The sequence below is a fragment of the Allobosea sp. NPDC055353 genome, assembly GCF_053644975.1.
This window is the reverse complement of the sequence record NZ_JBSHMC010000002.1, coordinates 854,500-869,593: the sequence shown is the minus strand read 5'-3', so window position 1 is coordinate 869,593 and position 15,094 is coordinate 854,500. Positions and strand designations below refer to the sequence as shown.

16 protein-coding genes are annotated in these 15,094 nt (G+C 67.4%); 7 read left to right on the top strand and 9 right to left on the bottom strand.

The window, feature by feature from the left end:
- Window positions 1-24: 24 nt before the first annotated feature.
- A complete protein-coding gene (locus tag ACWIEX_RS17530) occupies window positions 25-243 on the bottom strand; it encodes a YdcH family protein (RefSeq protein ID WP_047580734.1) in 219 nt (72 codons plus the stop codon).
- A gap of 228 nt (window positions 244-471) precedes the next feature.
- On the opposite strand from ACWIEX_RS17530, the gene ACWIEX_RS17525 reads away from it, so the two are divergent.
- The 3 genes from ACWIEX_RS17525 to ACWIEX_RS17515 all read left to right on the top strand — a co-directional run bounded on the left by ACWIEX_RS17525 (window position 472) and on the right by ACWIEX_RS17515 (window position 1,744).
- On the top strand, window positions 472-660 hold the full coding sequence (locus tag ACWIEX_RS17525; RefSeq protein WP_061970298.1) for a YdcH family protein: 189 nt from the start codon (window positions 472-474) through the stop codon (window positions 658-660).
- A gap of 236 nt (window positions 661-896) precedes the next feature.
- The gene (locus tag ACWIEX_RS17520) at window positions 897-1,157 is read left to right on the top strand and encodes a GlsB/YeaQ/YmgE family stress response membrane protein (RefSeq protein ID WP_454034263.1); all 261 of its coding nucleotides are present in this window, start codon (window positions 897-899) and stop codon (window positions 1,155-1,157) included.
- Window positions 1,158-1,237: 80 nt separating this feature from the next.
- Window positions 1,238-1,744 carry a YidB family protein gene (locus ACWIEX_RS17515; RefSeq protein WP_454034262.1) on the top strand — a complete coding sequence of 169 codons (507 nt, stop codon included), beginning with the start codon at window positions 1,238-1,240 and terminating at the stop codon, window positions 1,742-1,744.
- A 143-nt stretch (window positions 1,745-1,887) separates the two neighbouring features.
- On the opposite strand, the gene ACWIEX_RS17510 is transcribed toward ACWIEX_RS17515, so the two are convergent.
- Complete coding sequence (locus ACWIEX_RS17510) at window positions 1,888-3,516, bottom strand: acyl-CoA synthetase (RefSeq protein WP_454034261.1); 1,629 nt, start codon at window positions 3,514-3,516, stop codon at window positions 1,888-1,890.
- A 98-nt stretch (window positions 3,517-3,614) separates the two neighbouring features.
- Window positions 3,615-4,379 (bottom strand): sulfite exporter TauE/SafE family protein, encoded by a 765-nt coding sequence (locus ACWIEX_RS17505; RefSeq protein ID WP_454034260.1) that lies wholly within the window; start codon window positions 4,377-4,379, stop codon window positions 3,615-3,617.
- Window positions 4,380-4,555: 176 nt separating this feature from the next.
- Between ACWIEX_RS17505 and ACWIEX_RS17500 the strand changes: the two genes are divergently transcribed.
- Window positions 4,556-6,487 carry a propionyl-CoA synthetase gene (locus tag ACWIEX_RS17500; RefSeq protein ID WP_454034259.1) on the top strand — a complete coding sequence of 644 codons (1,932 nt, stop codon included), beginning with the start codon at window positions 4,556-4,558 and terminating at the stop codon, window positions 6,485-6,487.
- 22 nt (window positions 6,488-6,509) lie between these two features.
- Here the strand turns inward: ACWIEX_RS17500 and ACWIEX_RS17495 are convergent, their stop codons facing one another.
- The 3 genes from ACWIEX_RS17495 to ACWIEX_RS17485 all read right to left on the bottom strand — a co-directional run bounded on the left by ACWIEX_RS17495 (window position 6,510) and on the right by ACWIEX_RS17485 (window position 9,340).
- Entirely contained in the window at window positions 6,510-7,400 is an 891-nt protein-coding gene (locus tag ACWIEX_RS17495) for an MBL fold metallo-hydrolase (protein WP_454034258.1), read from the bottom strand.
- Window positions 7,401-7,425: 25 nt separating this feature from the next.
- Window positions 7,426-8,160 (bottom strand): DUF1013 domain-containing protein, encoded by a 735-nt coding sequence (locus ACWIEX_RS17490; RefSeq protein WP_454034257.1) that lies wholly within the window; start codon window positions 8,158-8,160, stop codon window positions 7,426-7,428.
- Between the two features lie 181 nt (window positions 8,161-8,341).
- Window positions 8,342-9,340 (bottom strand): NAD(P)H-quinone oxidoreductase, encoded by a 999-nt coding sequence (locus ACWIEX_RS17485; RefSeq protein WP_454034256.1) that lies wholly within the window; start codon window positions 9,338-9,340, stop codon window positions 8,342-8,344.
- A 91-nt stretch (window positions 9,341-9,431) separates the two neighbouring features.
- Between ACWIEX_RS17485 and ACWIEX_RS17480 the strand changes: the two genes are divergently transcribed.
- A complete protein-coding gene (locus ACWIEX_RS17480; RefSeq protein WP_454034255.1) occupies window positions 9,432-9,632 on the top strand; it encodes a DUF1192 domain-containing protein in 201 nt (66 codons plus the stop codon).
- 358 nt (window positions 9,633-9,990) lie between these two features.
- Window positions 9,991-10,521, top strand: a complete 531-nt coding sequence (gene rcdA / locus ACWIEX_RS17475; RefSeq protein WP_454034254.1) for a protease adaptor protein RcdA — start codon at window positions 9,991-9,993, stop codon at window positions 10,519-10,521.
- Window positions 10,522-10,644: 123 nt separating this feature from the next.
- On the opposite strand, the gene rpmE is transcribed toward rcdA, so the two are convergent.
- Window positions 10,645-10,881 carry a 50S ribosomal protein L31 gene (gene rpmE / locus ACWIEX_RS17470; RefSeq protein ID WP_061969875.1) on the bottom strand — a complete coding sequence of 79 codons (237 nt, stop codon included), beginning with the start codon at window positions 10,879-10,881 and terminating at the stop codon, window positions 10,645-10,647.
- A 253-nt stretch (window positions 10,882-11,134) separates the two neighbouring features.
- On the opposite strand from rpmE, the gene ACWIEX_RS17465 reads away from it, so the two are divergent.
- A complete protein-coding gene (locus ACWIEX_RS17465; RefSeq protein WP_454034810.1) occupies window positions 11,135-12,931 on the top strand; it encodes an ABC transporter transmembrane domain-containing protein in 1,797 nt (598 codons plus the stop codon).
- Window positions 12,932-12,938: 7 nt separating this feature from the next.
- Here ACWIEX_RS17465 and ACWIEX_RS17460 read toward each other — a convergent pair whose 3' ends face one another.
- Both ACWIEX_RS17460 and ACWIEX_RS17455 read right to left on the bottom strand, forming a co-directional pair.
- On the bottom strand, window positions 12,939-13,958 hold the full coding sequence (locus ACWIEX_RS17460) for a peptidoglycan -binding protein (protein WP_454034253.1): 1,020 nt from the start codon (window positions 13,956-13,958) through the stop codon (window positions 12,939-12,941).
- Window positions 13,959-13,987: 29 nt separating this feature from the next.
- The gene (locus tag ACWIEX_RS17455) at window positions 13,988-14,998 is read right to left on the bottom strand and encodes a flagellar motor protein MotA (RefSeq protein ID WP_454034252.1); all 1,011 of its coding nucleotides are present in this window, start codon (window positions 14,996-14,998) and stop codon (window positions 13,988-13,990) included.
- Window positions 14,999-15,094 lie beyond the last annotated feature (96 nt).

Genomic DNA, 15,094 nt, shown 5'->3' with positions numbered 1-15,094 from the left:
GTGAGGCGGCCGGAAAGGGCGGCTTCAGGCAATGATGTCGGGCGTCAGTGCGTCCTCGATCTGGGAAATGCGGTCCTTGAGGTAGAGCTTGCGCTTCTTCAGGCGCTGGACCTGGACCTGATTGATCGAGCCGACGCGCTCCAGCGCATCGATGGCGCTGTCGAGATCGCGATGCTCCTCGCGCAGCCGCGCGAGTTCGGAGGTGAAGGTCTCGACCTCTTCCGGGCTGAGCTCGAATCCCATGGGCATCTCATCATCGCCTTGATCGGGAGCGACTATGCGCGTGCCGCCCGGCGTCCTGCAAGTGCGGGCGAGGCGGCATGGACATGGGGAAGCCATCTATTCACGGCTTTCCGGAAACGGACCGGTCACGATCACAGAATCTCATGAATGCCGTGTGACGGCGCGGGGAAGACGTGAAGCCGGCTCTATGCCAGATTGGTACGTCAACCGCTCATCAGGAGGATCCAGATGTCGTTGCAGACCCGTCTTGCGGAACTCGAGCGCAAGCACCGTCAACTCGAGGACGCCATCTCCCAGGCTGTGGCGAGCCCGTCTTCGAGTGACCTCAGCCTCGCAGAGCTGAAGCGGAAGAAATTGCAACTGAAGGATGAGATCGAACGCGTACGGATGACCATGCCGGAGCGAACCTTGCACTGAGCCTACGGGCCGCCAGGCCCTTTGAGTGCTACACAGATGCGGATGGACCGGCCCGAAAGGGCCGGTTTTTCGTAGGCGGCTCCAAGAGCTGTCAACGGAATGACACAATGGACTTCGAAGCTGCTTCGGCAGGTCCCGAAAACCGGATGGCCCGTTTCGGGGTGATGCAAGCTGGCGGGAACATCTGGCGCGATGGCCAGTTGAGGCCGGGCGCGCGTCGCGCGGGGGAGACTGTCATGGGCATCATCTGGACCATCATCATCGGTTTCATTGCCGGCGTCGTCGCCAAGTTCGTCATGCCGGGCTCGAACGAGCCGGCCGGCTTCATCCTGACGACGATCCTCGGCATTATCGGGGCCTTCGTCGCGACCTGGCTCGGCCAGTCGCTCGGCTGGTACGCGCCAGGCGAGGGAGCCGGGCTGATCGGCGCCGTCGTCGGTGCCATCATCGTCCTGGCCGTCTGGGGGATGATCAGCAGCCGCAATCGCGCTGTCTGAACCCACCCGTTCCCGTATCGGCTTCCGGCTGTCGCGATACGACCTCGAGCCGATATTTTCTCCCACATGGAGTGATTGCCGTGAGTGACGACAACAGCAGCAGCGGATTCCCGTCCCTGACCGCCCTTCTGGGCCTCCTCGCCGTCGCCGGCTACCAGAACCGCGACAAGATCTCGGAATGGCTGGGCGGGCGCGGCCAGCCTGAACCGGGCGAGGCGCCGGTGCCGCAGCCGGGCCAGGCCGGTGCCGCGCCGCAGGGCGATGGCGGCGGGCTTCTGGGTGGTCTCGGCGGATTGCTCGGGGCGGGCGGTGTCGGGGGCATGCTGAATGGCGGGCTCGGCGAACTGGCCGACCGCTTCAAGCAGGCGGGACAGAGCGAGAAGGTCGATTCCTGGGTGCAGCACGGACCCAACCAGCAGGTTGCGCCCAATGATCTCGAACAGGCGCTCGGCCCGCAGGTGATCGACGCGATCGCGACCCGGACAGGACTGTCGCGCGACGAATTGCTGGACCGGCTGTCGCAGGTCCTGCCGGAAGCCGTCGACCGCTTCACGCCGAACGGGCGGATCGATCGCGCCGGTGCGTGAGGGCTACCGTCTTTCCTCGTCATGGTCGGGCTTGTCCCGACCATCCACGTCTTCGCTGGTCGAAGCTCGCGTTCAAGACGTGGATGCTCGCCACAAGGGCGAGCATGGCGGCTGCGGAGCGCTGCGGCTGGGCAGGCTGAAACCTACAGCGCCCGTGCCATCTCGCGCAGGCGGAATTTCTGGATCTTGCCGGTCGAGGTCTTCGGCACCTCGGCAAAGACGATCGTCCGCGGGCATTTGAAAGCGGCGAGATGCTCGCGGCACCAGGCGATGATCTCGGTCGCGGTCACGGTCTTGCCCGGCTTCAGTTCGATGAAGGCGCAAGGGCTCTCGCCCCATTTCTCGTCGGGGCGGGCAACCACCGCTGCCGCCTGAACGGCCGGGTGCTTGTAGAGCGCGTCCTCGACCTCGATCGAGGAGATGTTCTCGCCGCCGGAGATGATGATGTCCTTCGAGCGGTCCTTGAGCTGGATGTAGCCGTCCGGGTAGCGCACGCCGAGATCGCCGGTATGGAACCAGCCCCCAGTGAAGGCGGCCTCGGTCGCTTTCCGATTGCCGAGATAGCCCTTCATCACGACATTGCCGCGCATCATCACCTCGCCGAGCGTCCGGCCGTCGCGCGGGACGGGCTGCATCGTCTCGGGATCGAGCACGTCAAGTCCTTCGAGCGCAGGGTAGCGCACGCCCTGGCGGGCCTTCTTGGCGGCCTGCTCGGCCGGCGAGAGCGTGTTCCAGTCATCGTTCCAGTCGTTGACGACGGAGGGGCCGTAGCACTCGGTCAACCCATAGAGATGCGTCACCTCGAAGCCGGCCTGCTTCATGCCGGCAAGCACGGCTTCCGGCGGCGGGGCGGCAGCGGTGAAGAAGGAGACCGTCTGCGGGAAGTCGCGGCGCTCCTCAGGCGTGGCGTTGAGCAAAGCCGACATCACGATCGGCGCGCCGCAGAGATGGGTGACGCCATGGTCGGCGAGGGCATCGTACATCGCTCTGGCGCGGACCTGACGCAGGCAGACATGGGTGCCGGCGACGATCGAGATCGTCCAGGGGAAGCACCAGCCGTTGCAGTGGAACATCGGCAGCGTCCAGAGATAGACCGGATGCCGGCCCATGTTGCCGGTGATGACGTTCGAGGTCGCCAGCAGGTTGGCGCCGCGATGGTGATAGACCACGCCCTTGGGATCGCCGGTGGTGCCGGAGGTGTAGTTCAGCGCGATCGCGTCCCATTCGTCCGACGGCATCGGCCAGTCGAAATCGGGATCGCCCGAGGCAATGAGCTCCTCGTATTCGATCTGGCCCAGGCGCTCGCCGGGGCCGTCATAGACGGGATCGTCATAGTCGATGACGATCGGCTTGGCCTTGCAGAGCGCAAGCGCTTCCTTGATCGTCTTGGAGAATTCGCGGTCGGTGATCAGCACCTTCGCGCCGCCATGGTCGAGCGAGAAGGCGATGATCGCGGCGTCGAGCCGGGTGTTCAGCGTGTTCAGGACGGCGCCGGCCATCGGCACCCCGTAATGGCATTCGAGCATGGCCGGGGTGTTCGGCAGCATGGCCGCCACCGTGTCGTTCTTGCCGATGCCGTGCTTTGCCAGTGCCGAGGCGAGGCGGCGCGAGCGGGCATAGAATTCGGCATAGGAGCGGCGCAAAGGTCCGTGAATGATCGCGGTGCGGTCCGGGAAGACCGAGGCTGCCCGCTCGAGGAAGGCGAGCGGCGTCAGCGGCTGGTAGTTCGCCGGATTGCGGTCGAGATCTGTATCATAGGCCGAACGGGTCATCGGGAGCCTTCCTCGCAAGCACTGGCAGCCTTAGCGGTTGGCGCCTGCCTGCGTAATCCATCCCTTTTTCCGATGCGGCGCAATCGCGCGGATGCGGCTCAGCCGAGAAGATGCAGGCCGCGCAGGCCGTCGAAGACGAGCTTGCAGCCGACGAGCAGCAGGAGCCAGTAGATGATCCCGTAGAAGCGTTCAGCCGGCACCCGTCGCACCAGCCAGACCCCGGCGAAGGTCGCGGCGACCGCGACCGGCAACAGCGCCGCCGAGGCGGTGAGGTTCTGCGAACTGAACTGGCCGAGCGCGATGTAGGGAATGAGCTTCACGAGGTTCATCGCAGCGAAGAAGATCGCGCCGGTGCCGACGAAGACGGCCGGTGGCAACTTCTGTGGCATGACGTAGATCTGGAAGGGCGGGCCGCCGGCATGGGCGATCATGCTGGTGAAGCCGCAGAGGAGGCCCCAGAAGCTACCCGGCCCCCAGCTTGCCCGTTTAACCACCGGCGCCCGCTTGCCGTCGCCGAGCATGCGACGTAGCGCGAAGCCGATCGAGATCACGCCGACGGCGAGGCCGACCGCCGCATCCGAAACCTTCGCGGCCAGCAGGTAGCCGGCGAGAATGCCCAGAAGCGCGCCCGGCGCCAGCGTCGCGAGATTGCGGCGGTCGAATTCGCGGCGATAGGACCAGACGGTGACGACATCCTGCGCGATCAGGAGCGGCAGCATGATTGCGGCTGCCGTCACCGGCGAGACGACCAGCGCCATCAGCGGCAACGAGAGCAGGCCGAGGCCCGAGAAGCCGCCCTTCGACAATCCCATCAGGATGACGGCCGGCACCATGGCGGCGAAGAAGGCGAAGTCGAGGGACATGGGGTGACGCTGCGCCGCAGGGCCGAATGCTGCAGAATGGGATGGGCGAAAGTCTAAAATCTGCAAGCTTGCGCTGGCGGAGGGGGAGAGCGCAGGATTCCGCGCAAAATTGGCCCCGCCATCGCCGGCTCGCCACGGGGCTTTAGGATGAAACCCGGCGCAGAGGAACGCTTCCGATGAATGGCTCCCATGCGGTGCCCGCCCGCTCCGAAGGCTATCACGAGACCTATGCTCGCTGGCGGACCGATCCTGACGCCTATTGGCTGGATATGGCCAGGGCGATCGACTGGATCAAGCCGCCAGAGAAGGCCTTCGATCCGGCCGCCGGCATCTATGGCCACTGGTTCCCCGACGCGACCTGCAACACCTGCTTCAACGCGCTCGACCGGCATGTCCGCGACGGGCGTGGCGAGCAGGTCGCCCTGATCCATGACAGCCCGGTCACCGGCACGAAGACGCGCTATACCTATGCCGAGATGCTGGAGGAGGTCGCGACGCTCGCCGCCGTCCTGGAGGATCTCGGCGTCGGCAAGGGCGATCGCGTCATCATCTACATGCCGATGGTGCCGGAAGCGGCCTTCGCGATGCTGGCCTGCGCCCGGATCGGCGCGGTGCACTCGGTGGTGTTCGGCGGCTTTGCCGCCAAGGAGCTGGCGACGCGCATCGACGATGCCGAGCCCACGGTCATCCTGACCGCGACCTGCGGCATCGAGCCGACGCGCGTGGTCGAGTACAAGCCCTTGCTCGATGGCGCTATCGAGATGGCCCGGCACAAGCCGCAGGCCTGCGTCGTGCTGCAGCGACCCCAGGCCGATGCCTCCATGCATGTGACCCGCGACAAGAACTGGCGCACGCTGGTTGCCGCGGCCAAGGCGGCCGGGCGCAAGGCGGACTGCGTCGAGGTCGCGGCGACGGACCCGCTCTACATCCTCTACACCTCCGGCACGACCGGCCGGCCCAAGGGCGTGGTCCGCGACAATGGCGGGCACATGGTCGTGCTCAAGGCGACGATGGACCAGCTCTTCGATGTCGGGCCGGGCGAGGTGATGTTCTGCGCCTCCGATGTCGGCTGGGTCGTCGGCCACGGCTATATCGTCTATGCGCCGCTGATCCAGGGCGCCACCAGCGTGCTCTATGAGGGCAAGCCGGTCGGCACGCCCGATCCCGGAGCCTTCTGGCGGGTCATCGCCGAGCACGGCGCCAAGGTGCTGTTCACGGCGCCGACCGCCTTCCGTGCCATCCGCAAGGAGGACCCGGAGGGCAAGCACCTCGCCGGCCACGACCTGTCGCGCTTCAGGGCGCTGTTCCTTGCCGGCGAGCGGGCGGATCCCGAGACGCTGAAATGGGCGGAAGCGCTGCTGCAGGTGCCGGTGATCGACCATTGGTGGCAGACCGAGAGCGGCTCGCCGATCGTCGGCGATCCCTTGGGCCTCGGCCTCCTGCCGGTGAAGCACGGCTCGTCGACCGTGCCGCTGCCGGGCTGGGACGTGCAATGCCTCGACGAGGGCGGGCGACAGGTCGAACCCGGCACGATGGGCGCGATCGTGCTGAAGCTGCCGCTGCCGCCCGGCGCGCTGACGACATTGTGGAACGACGATACGCGATTCCGGGAGGCCTATCTCACGACCTATCCTGGGTACTACAACACCTCGGATGCCGGCTTCATCGACGCGGACGGCTATGTCTTCATCATGGGCCGCACCGACGACATCATCAATGTCGCGGGCCATCGTCTCTCGACCGGCGGCATGGAGGAGGTGCTGGCGGCGCATCCGGCCGTGGCGGAATGCGCGGTGGTCGGCATCCGCGACGCGCTCAAGGGCGAGCAGCCCTGCGGCTTCGTCGTGCTGAAGGCCGGCGCGACGGTGACGCCCGAGCAGGTCGAGAAGGAACTCGTCGCGCTGGTGCGCGAGCGGATCGGGCCGGTGGCGGCGTTCAAGCTGGCGCTGACGGTCGCCCGCCTGCCGAAGACGCGCTCCGGCAAGATCCTCAGGGCGACGATGAAGAAGATCGCCGATGGCGAGGATTATGCCGTACCGGCGACGATCGAAGATCTTGCTGTGCTGGGCGAGATCGGCACGGCGCTGAAGGGCCGGGGTATCGGGTAACGGCGGGTCGTTTTGGGGCGGGCTAGTAGGCGACCGTCGCGCCGTTCCAGCTCAGCAGTCGTTCCGGCACGGCGAGGCGCATGAGATCTTCGCCGACCAGCAAGGCGCCGGCATAGCCGGCTGCCCGCACTTCGCGGGCGAGCGAGGTGGTGTCAGCGTTCGGCGGGACCAGATGGGTCAGCGCCAGCGCTTTCGCGCCGGCACGCGTCGCGAGCCCCGCCACGACAGCCGGCGTCATGTGGTAGCTTTCGACCGCCGCGACGGTCTCGGCCGAGCGGACGCCCGCGACGACCGGCATCTGGCTGGCGATGAAGACCTCGCAGACCAGCAGGTCGCAGCCAGCGGCTTGCGTTTCCAGCGAAGGGGTCAGGCAGGTGTCGCCGGAGAAGACGAGGCGCGCTGCGCCATGCGACACGGTCAGGCCGAAAGCCGGCTCGACCGGGCGGTGATCGACCAGGAAAGCCTCGATGGAGAGGCCGCCGAAGCCTGAAACCGAGCCTTCTCGCAATTCCTCGAAGGCGATCTCCAGCCCCGTCGCGTCCGGCCGCTTCTCGAAGGCGATGCGCAAAGACCGCTCGCGTTCGAAGGCGGCATATTGCGCGCGGAGATTGGCGAGGGCGGGCGCGGGAGCGAGCACGCGCCAGGGCCTGGCGCGGCCCTGATGCCAGGAGGAGATCACGAGCTGGTAGAAATCGACCAGGTGGTCGGAGTGCTCGTGAGTGACGATCAGGGCGTCGATATCGGCGCCGCGCGTGCCGGCGGCGACCAGGCGCTGGCTGACGCCGGAGCCACAATCGATCAGCAGCTTGCGGCCAGCGGCCTCGACGAGATGCGAGGGGCCGGCGCGGCGCAGGCTGACAGGCGGTGCGCCGGTGCCGAGGAAGGTGAAGGCGAGACCGTCCATGCCCGACATGCGCAGCGTCCGTGATCGAGAGCTCTTACTCGTCGTCCTCGTCCTCGTCCTCGGCCGGGCGCCTGACCTGCTTCAGCTTGGCGAAGACGGAATCGACGTCGATCGCCGCTTCTTCCTCGCGCTTCGGCCGGCTCATGTCGGCGAAGGGCTGGGTCTCGCTGGGCTTGGGCTCCGGTGCGGTGGTCTCCTCGGCCGAGAGCAGGGTCGAGCCGGCCTCGACCAGCGCGGCCGGACGGTCCTTGGCGGCGCGGCCGACTTCGAAATCGAGGTCGATCTGCGAGCACAGGCCGAGGCTGACCGGGTCGATCGGGGTCAGCGTCTGGGCATTCCAGTGGGTGCGGTCGCGGATCTGCGCGATGGTCGACTTGGTCGTGCCGATCAGGCGGATGACCTGCGCGTCCTTGAGCTCGGGGTGGTTGCGCAGCAGCCAGAGGATGGCGTTCGGGCGGTCCTGGCGCTTGGAAACCGGGGTGTAGCGCGGGCCCTTGGTGCGCTTGATCTCCGGCACCTTCACCTTGCGCTCGGCGAGCTTGAGGTGGTGGCTCGGGTTCTTGGCGGCGCGCTCCAGCTCCTCGCGGGTGAGCTGGCCTGAGGTGATCGGGTCGAGGCCCTTGATGCCGGCGGCGACTTCGCCATCCGCGATGCCGCGCACCTCGAGCGGGTGCAGCTTGCAGAACTCGGCGATCTGCTCGAACGTCAGCGAGGTGTTCTCGACCAGCCAGACCGCGGTGGCCTTGGGCATCAGCGGGGTTTGTGACACGGCAACGGTCTCCTCAGTCGCCTTCGCGCCGCCGCTCGGTGGGGCTCGTAAAGGCAGGGTCGCGGACAATAGCTCTCATGCGCCGACCGGCCTCCCCGGCCGGCCATCCAAATCATCGACGATGAGCAGGATGGCGCGCCTTATAGGCGAGGGCGGGGCAAGTGTCCATGAAAAGCAGCGCTCACACCGTCAGGACGATCTTGCCGATATGGGCGCTGGATTCCATCAGGCGATGGGCCTGCGCCGCCTGCGCCAGCGGGAAGGTGGCGTGGACCAGCGGCTTGCAGCGCCCGGCCTCGAGCAGGGGCCAGACCTTCGCCTGCAATTCGGCGGCGATGGCCGCTTTCTCAGGCACGGTGCGCGGCCGCAACGTCGAGCCGGTATGGCTCAGCCGCTTCAGCATCAGCCGGCTGAAATTGACCGTGGCCTTCGGCCCGTTGAGGAAGGCGATCTGGACGATGCGGCCCTGGTCGGCGGCCAGTTCGTAGTTGCGGTCGATATAGTCGCCGCCGACCATGTCGAGGATCAGGTCGGTGCCGCGCCCGCCCGTCGCCGCCTTCGCCGCTGCGACGAAATCCTCGGTCCGGTAGTTGATGGCATGGTCGGCGCCGAGCTCAAGACAGGCCGCGCATTTGTCGTCGGATCCGGCGGTCGCCAAGACCGTCGCGCCAAAAGCCTTGGCGAGCTGGATCGCCGTGGTGCCGATGCCGGACGAGCCGCCATGGACGAGGAAGCTCTCGCCGGCCTGCAGGCGGCCGCGCTGGAAGACATTGGTCCAGACGGTGAAGAAGGTCTCGGGGATCGCGCCGGCCTCGATGAGCGTCAGGCCCTTGGGGGCGGGCAGGGCGTTGCGCTCGTCGACCACGGCATATTCGGCATAACCGCCACCAGCGACGAGGGCGCAGACCGTCGAACCGATCGCGAAGCGGCTGGCGTCTTCACCTTGCGCGACCACCGTACCGGCGAATTCGAGGCCGGGGATGTCGGAGGCGCCGGGTGGCGGGTTGTAGCCCCCCTGGCGCTGCAGGACATCCGGGCGGTTGACGCCGGCGGCAGCGATGGCGACGAGGATCTGGCCTGGACCGGGCTTCGGGACCGGGCGCGTTTCCGGCCGCAGAACCTCGGGGCCGCCCGGAGCCGCCATGCCGATCGCCGTCATCGTTTCGGGAAGGGTGGTCATGCGTCTCGTCCTCGTTTGGTGCGTCGCAGCGTGACTGCGTTGGAAACTTAGCTAGCGTGCCCCGCGCAGTTTGAGCAGATGCGAGGCCGCCATGTCGATATTCCCGGAGGATGACCGCCCCAAGCCGAAGAGCGTGCACGAGATCGGGCAGGATCTGTCGACGCTGTCGCTTGGCGAGATCGACGAGCGGGTCGCCGCGCTCAGGGCCGAGATCGAGCGCCTGATCGAGGCCCGGTCCCGCAAGGACGCCTCGCGCTCCGCAGCGGATGCGTTCTTCCGCAAACCCGCCTGAAAAAGCGTCAAAAAGAAACGCCCGTTAACAGGGCGTTAATGATTCCAAAGTATGAATCGCATCATCCAGTTTGTCTGGATGTCGAGTGGCTCCTGCCCACTCTGTTTGACGCCTCCCTGTTGACCTTCGAGCCGCCTTTGGCGGCTCTTTTTTTGTTTGCGCGTTCCCTCGCACCGGCCGGTCGACCCGCTTTTCGGGGTCGCCTGCCTTGTTGTCGCCACAGGGGTTTAGCCTCGTTAAGGTTAACGACACCTTACCGGCGCCGGCAAACGTGATCGGCGCTATCCTTGCGACATCGGTGTCCTGATCCGTGACGCGTTCCAGAGGCGCACGGGCTTGTGCCGATGGGAGACACCGCATGAACGACGCCCAGTTGCTCGACCCGCAGACGGAAGAGGGCGCGATTTCCTTCGCACGGGGCTTCGTGCGCTCCGACGCCTTCATGCTGCTGTTTCGCGAGGGAATGGGACTGGTCGAGCAGACGGCGGGCTATCTCGACGGCGGCGGGCGCAAGGATGCCGCCGCCCTGCCGCGCGAGGCCTCGCTGACCTACGCCACCGAGAGCATGCGCCTGACCACGCGACTGATGCAGATCGCCTCCTGGCTCCTGGTGCAGCGGGCGGTGGCGGAAGGCGAACTCACCGCGGAGCAGGCCCGGACCGAGCACAACAAGGTCAAGATCGGCGACCCGATGGCGCCGCCGTCGGAGTCTATCGTGGCGCAATTGCCGGAGCGGCTGCGCGAGCTGATGGCGCATTCGTTCAGGCTGCAGGAGCGCATCCGCCATCTGGAGGGCCAGATGTCGGGCCAGGCGCCTGTCCGCGCGGCCGTCAACCCGGTCCTGGACCAGCTCGCCAGCCTGCAGGCCCGGCTCGGGCTCGCTCACTGATCATTCGGGAGCGCGGCGCCGTCGAGGCGCTGCGCTTCGGATCATGCCAAAACGAAAAACCCGGCCGCGAGGCCGGGTTTTCTTGTCTCAGATCAAGGACGGCGGCGCCGCAGCGCCGCAGCATCACTTCTTGCCGATCGCGCCCAGGCCAGCGAAGCGCGTGTTGAAGCGCGAGACGCGGCCGCCGCGGTCCAGCATATGCTGGGTGCCGCCGGTCCAGGCCGGGTGGGTCGTGGGGTCGATGTCAAGGTTGAGGGTGTCCCCTTCCTTGCCGTAGGTCGAGCGGGTGGCATATTCGGTGCCATCGGTCATGACGACCTTGATGGCGTGATAGTCGGGATGGATGCCAGCCTTGGCCATGACGAAATCCTCAGAAAGCTTACAAAAACGGGCGCATCGACAAGCAGGCGAGCCTGCCCGGCCCGTCGAAAGAATTCGGATGAGCCTGTCGTGAATTTGGGTGCACATATCGCAGCCGGCGCTCCAGCGCAAGCGCGGCGCTCTCCCGGAGGCCGGCCCTGCGGCGTTGCGTCGTTTGCCAAGGCCGTCATGATCGGCTTCACCGGGGCGCGTTTTATATTGTTCGAAAGTGCGCGCGCGACGCGTGCGCGAGATGCAGGAGTTCCGGCGCGTGGCCGAAGCTGAGAAGAACGACACGAAGGCCCGGCCGGATTTCCGCTCGCTCGCGACCTTCTGGCCCTATGCGCGGGCGCAGAAGCGCCGGATTCTGCTCGCGCTCGTCGCGCTGGTCGTCGCCTCGCTGGCGACCCTGGCGCTGCCGCTGGCGGTGCGCCGCGTCATCGATGTCGGCTTCACCGGGGGCGAGCAGCAGCTCGCCAACAGCTATTTCATCCTGTTGATCGGCGTGGTCGGCGTGCTGGCGCTGGCGAGCTCGGCACGCTTCTACCTGGTGATGACGGTGGGCGAGCGCATCGTCGCGTCGCTCCGCGCCGATGTCTTCCGCCATCTGACCCGGCTCGAACCGGCCTTCTTCGATTCGAGCCGGGCGGGCGATCTCGTCTCGCGGCTGACCGCCGATACCACCCAGATCAAGTCGACCTTCGCCTCGACAGCCTCGATCGCGCTGCGCAACGCCATCATGACGCTCGGCGCGCTGGCAATGATGGTGGCGACGAGCCCGCGGCTTTCCGCGATCGTCATCGGCGTCATCCCGCTGATCGTGATCCCGCTGGTCCTGTCCGGCCGCTCGGTCCGGCGCCGCTCGCGGGCGGCGCAGGACCGGCTCGCCGATGCCTCCGCCTTCGCGGCTGAAGCCGTTGGCGCCATCCGCACGATGCAGTCTTTCGGTGCCGCCGGGCAGAGTTCGGCGCGGTTCGAGGCGGCGTCGGACGGGGCCTATGCAGCCTCGCGGGAGGCGACGGCCTCGCGCGCGCTCCTCTCGGGCGTTGCGATCTTCCTGGTTAGCGCCAGCGTGGTCTGCGTGCTCTGGGTCGGGGCGACCGAGGTGTTCGACGGGCGGATGACCGGTGGACGGCTGTCGCAGTTCATCCTCTATGCGGTGCTGGCCGCAAGCTCGCTCGGCCAGCTCTCCGAGGTCTATGGCGATATCAGTGCGGCTGCCGGTGCCTCCAGCCGGCTCGGCGAGATCCTGGCGCTGAAGCCCGCCATCGCCGCGCCGCCGCATCCCAAGCCGATGCCGGCTCCCTCGCTCGGCGAGTTCGCCTTCGAGAACGTCTCCTTCAGCTATCCCGGCCGTGTCGGGCCGGCGCTGTCGGACCTGACCTTCTCGGTCCGGCCGGGCGAGCGGATCGCGTTGGTCGGGCCGTCCGGTGCCGGCAAGAGCACGGTGCTGCAACTGGCTTTGCGCTTCTACGATCCGCAGGACGGGCGCGTCGTCGTCGACGGCGTCGCCGGTCCCGAGGCCGATCCGGAGGTCTGGCGCGAGCGCTTCGCGCTGGTGCCGCAGGAGCCGACGGTGTTCGGCGTCTCGGTGCGCGACAACATCGCCTATGGCCGGCCCGGAGCCTCGCAGGAGGAGGTCGAGGCTGCGGCGAGGCTCGCGGCGGCGGACGAGTTCATCCGTGCCCTGCCTGACGGCTACGAGACGGTCGTCGGCGAGCGCGGCGTCACGCTCTCGGGCGGACAGCGCCAGCGCCTCGCGATCGCGCGGGCAATCCTGAAGGACGCGCCGATCCTGCTGCTCGACGAAGCGACCTCGGCCCTCGATTCCGAGAGCGAGCGGGCGGTGCAGGACGCGCTCGACCACCTGATGCAGGGCCGCACCACCCTGGTCGTGGCGCATCGGCTCGCGACCATCCTCTCGGCCGACCGCATCCTCGTCATGGAGGACGGGCGCATCGTCGAGGAGGGCAGCCATGCCGAGCTCAAGGCGCGCGGCGGGCTCTATGCGCGGCTCGCGGCGCTGCAGTTCGGGCTGGCGGCGGCTTAGGGGCGGCCTACCGCTCCGTGATCTTGAATTCGATGCGGCGGTTGCGGCGGTGGGCGTCGTCGGTATTGGCGACGTCGAGGGGCTGGTATTCGCCGAAGCCGGTGGCGGCGACGCGATCGGTCGGCAGGCCGCGCGAGATCAGGTATTCGACGACGGCGATCGCGCGGGCCGAAGAGAGATACCAGTTCGAGGGGAACTGCGCGGATTTGATCGGCCGGTTGTCGGTATGGCCATCGACGCGCAGGATCCAGGGCAGGTCCGGCGGCATCTCGTTGCCGAGATCGAGCAGGATGGTGGCGAGCTTGTCGAGCTCGACCTTGCCCTCGGGCTTCAGCACGGCCTGGCCGCCGTCGAAGAAGACTTCTGACTGGAAGACGAAACGGTCGCCGACGACGCGGATATCGGGCCGCGTGCCGAGCACCTGCCGCAGCCTTCCGAAGAAGTCCGAGCGATAGCGTGCCAGCTCCTGCACGCGCTGGGCCAGCGCGACGTTGAGGCGCGAGCCGAGCTCGGAGATGCGGGCCTGCGAATCCTTGTCCTTGGCCTCGGAGGCGGAGAGCGCTTCCTCCAGCGCTGCGAGCTGGCGGCGCATGGCCTGGATCTGCTGGTTGACGAGATCGACCGTCGCCTGGGCGCGGGCCGAGAGCTGCTTCTCCGCATCCAGCGCCTTCTGCGATTCGGCGAGCTGGGCGCCGGCGTTGCTGCCGGCTTGCGTGTCGATCAGGCCTTGCAGCCGGCTGCGCTCGCCTTGCGTCTGCGTCAGCGTCGACTGCATCAGTTGGAGACTCTCCTGCGCCTGCCGGTTGGAGGAGCGCTCAAGAGCGAGCAGGTCCGTCAGTTCGGATATCTGCTTGTTGAGCCGCTCCAGCGCGGTGTCCTTGCCGGTCAATTCCTGCGAGAGGAAGAACTGGCCGAGCACGAAGACCGTCAGCAGGAAGACGATGCCGATCAGCATCGTCGAGAGCGCGTCGACGAAGCCGGGCCAGAAATTGACGTCCTCGCGGCGATGGGCGCGGGAGAGGGCCATCCGTCAGATTCCTGCTCTGTCCGACGCCATCATGGCTCGGTGACCTGGTCGGCGGTGAGGCGGTCGATCAGGCGCTTCAGGTCCTTCTCGCGCGCGGCCTGCGCCTCGACCCAGTCGCGGATCATCTGCTGCTCGGAGCGCATGTGCTGGACCAGGCCCTGGATGCCTTCCGCCAGATTGGAGAGGGCCTGCGTCGCGGCGCGGTTGTTGGAGGCGCCATCGGCCATCGCCGCGCTGAGCTGCTCGAAACGGTCCGCCAGCGGATTCCCCGCGGCGAGCAGGGCGGCAGGGGCCTCCGGCGTGCCGGTGCGGCTGCCGAGCCAGCTCTCGACCTCGTTGCGGAAGCGGCGCTGCGCCTGGCCGACCTGAAGGTCGAGGAAACCGAGGATCAGCGAGCCGGCGATGCCGAAGAGCGAGGACGAGAAGGACAGGCCCATGCCCGCGAGCGGGGCGGAAAGCCCGGCCTTGAGCTCGTCGAAGAGCACACCGGCCTCGGCGCCGGTGCGCAGCGACTTGATGACGCCGCCGACCGAGCCGACCGTGTCGAGCAGGCCCCAGAAGGTGCCGAGCAGGCCGAGGAAGACGAGCAGGCCGCTGAGATAGCGCAGCACCTCGCGCCCGTCGTCGAGCCTGACCGCGATCGATTCGAGCGCCGTGACGGCCTGGGCCGGGGCAAGCGTGCCGTGTTCCAGCGCCGGCAGAACGGAGCCCAGCGGGGCGATGACCTGGCCGCGGCGGATATCGGCGGAGGCAGGCGCGACGGCGAGGGTGGTGGCGGCGCGCGCCTCGCTGTGGATGCGCCAGAGCTCGCGCAGCGCGATCAGGCAGCCGACCAGCAGGGCCCCGAGGATGAGGCCGTTCAGACCGGGATTGGTCATGAAGGCCTGGACCAGCCCGGCCTGCAGGATGAAGCCGAGGAAGCCGATCAGGGCGAGGAACAGCACCGCGCGGACGACATAGCGGATCGGCCTGGAGAAGCGGACCTGCGTCCGCACGATTGCGGCCGTTGCCGGCTCGGCCGCGAATTCCTCAATCGCCATGCGTCGTCTTCCGTTCGCCTCGGAGTGCGGGGAGGACTGTCGCCTCCCACGCCGCCGGGATCAAGCACGAAAGAGCAACAGTTTCGAGGCTGTTGG

Excerpts from the sequence above, each read along its gene's own strand:
- ACWIEX_RS17530 (WP_047580734.1), bottom strand. The coding sequence starts at position 243 with ATGGGATTCGAGCTCAGCCCGGAAGAGGTCGAGACCTTCACCTCCGAA.
- ACWIEX_RS17525 (WP_061970298.1), top strand. The coding sequence starts at position 472 with ATGTCGTTGCAGACCCGTCTTGCGGAACTCGAGCGCAAGCACCGTCAA.
- ACWIEX_RS17520 (WP_454034263.1), top strand. The coding sequence starts at position 897 with ATGGGCATCATCTGGACCATCATCATCGGTTTCATTGCCGGCGTCGTC.
- ACWIEX_RS17510 (WP_454034261.1), bottom strand. The coding sequence starts at position 3,516 with ATGACCCGTTCGGCCTATGATACAGATCTCGACCGCAATCCGGCGAAC.
- ACWIEX_RS17505 (WP_454034260.1), bottom strand. The coding sequence starts at position 4,379 with ATGTCCCTCGACTTCGCCTTCTTCGCCGCCATGGTGCCGGCCGTCATC.
- ACWIEX_RS17500 (WP_454034259.1), top strand. The coding sequence starts at position 4,556 with ATGAATGGCTCCCATGCGGTGCCCGCCCGCTCCGAAGGCTATCACGAG.
- ACWIEX_RS17495 (WP_454034258.1), bottom strand. The coding sequence starts at position 7,400 with ATGTCGGGCATGGACGGTCTCGCCTTCACCTTCCTCGGCACCGGCGCA.
- ACWIEX_RS17485 (WP_454034256.1), bottom strand. The coding sequence starts at position 9,340 with ATGACCACCCTTCCCGAAACGATGACGGCGATCGGCATGGCGGCTCCG.
- ACWIEX_RS17480 (WP_454034255.1), top strand. The coding sequence starts at position 9,432 with ATGTCGATATTCCCGGAGGATGACCGCCCCAAGCCGAAGAGCGTGCAC.
- rcdA (WP_454034254.1), top strand. The coding sequence starts at position 9,991 with ATGAACGACGCCCAGTTGCTCGACCCGCAGACGGAAGAGGGCGCGATT.
- rpmE (WP_061969875.1), bottom strand. The coding sequence starts at position 10,881 with ATGGCCAAGGCTGGCATCCATCCCGACTATCACGCCATCAAGGTCGTC.
- ACWIEX_RS17465 (WP_454034810.1), top strand. The coding sequence starts at position 11,135 with ATGCAGGAGTTCCGGCGCGTGGCCGAAGCTGAGAAGAACGACACGAAG.
- ACWIEX_RS17460 (WP_454034253.1), bottom strand. The coding sequence starts at position 13,958 with ATGGCCCTCTCCCGCGCCCATCGCCGCGAGGACGTCAATTTCTGGCCC.
- ACWIEX_RS17455 (WP_454034252.1), bottom strand. The coding sequence starts at position 14,998 with ATGGCGATTGAGGAATTCGCGGCCGAGCCGGCAACGGCCGCAATCGTG.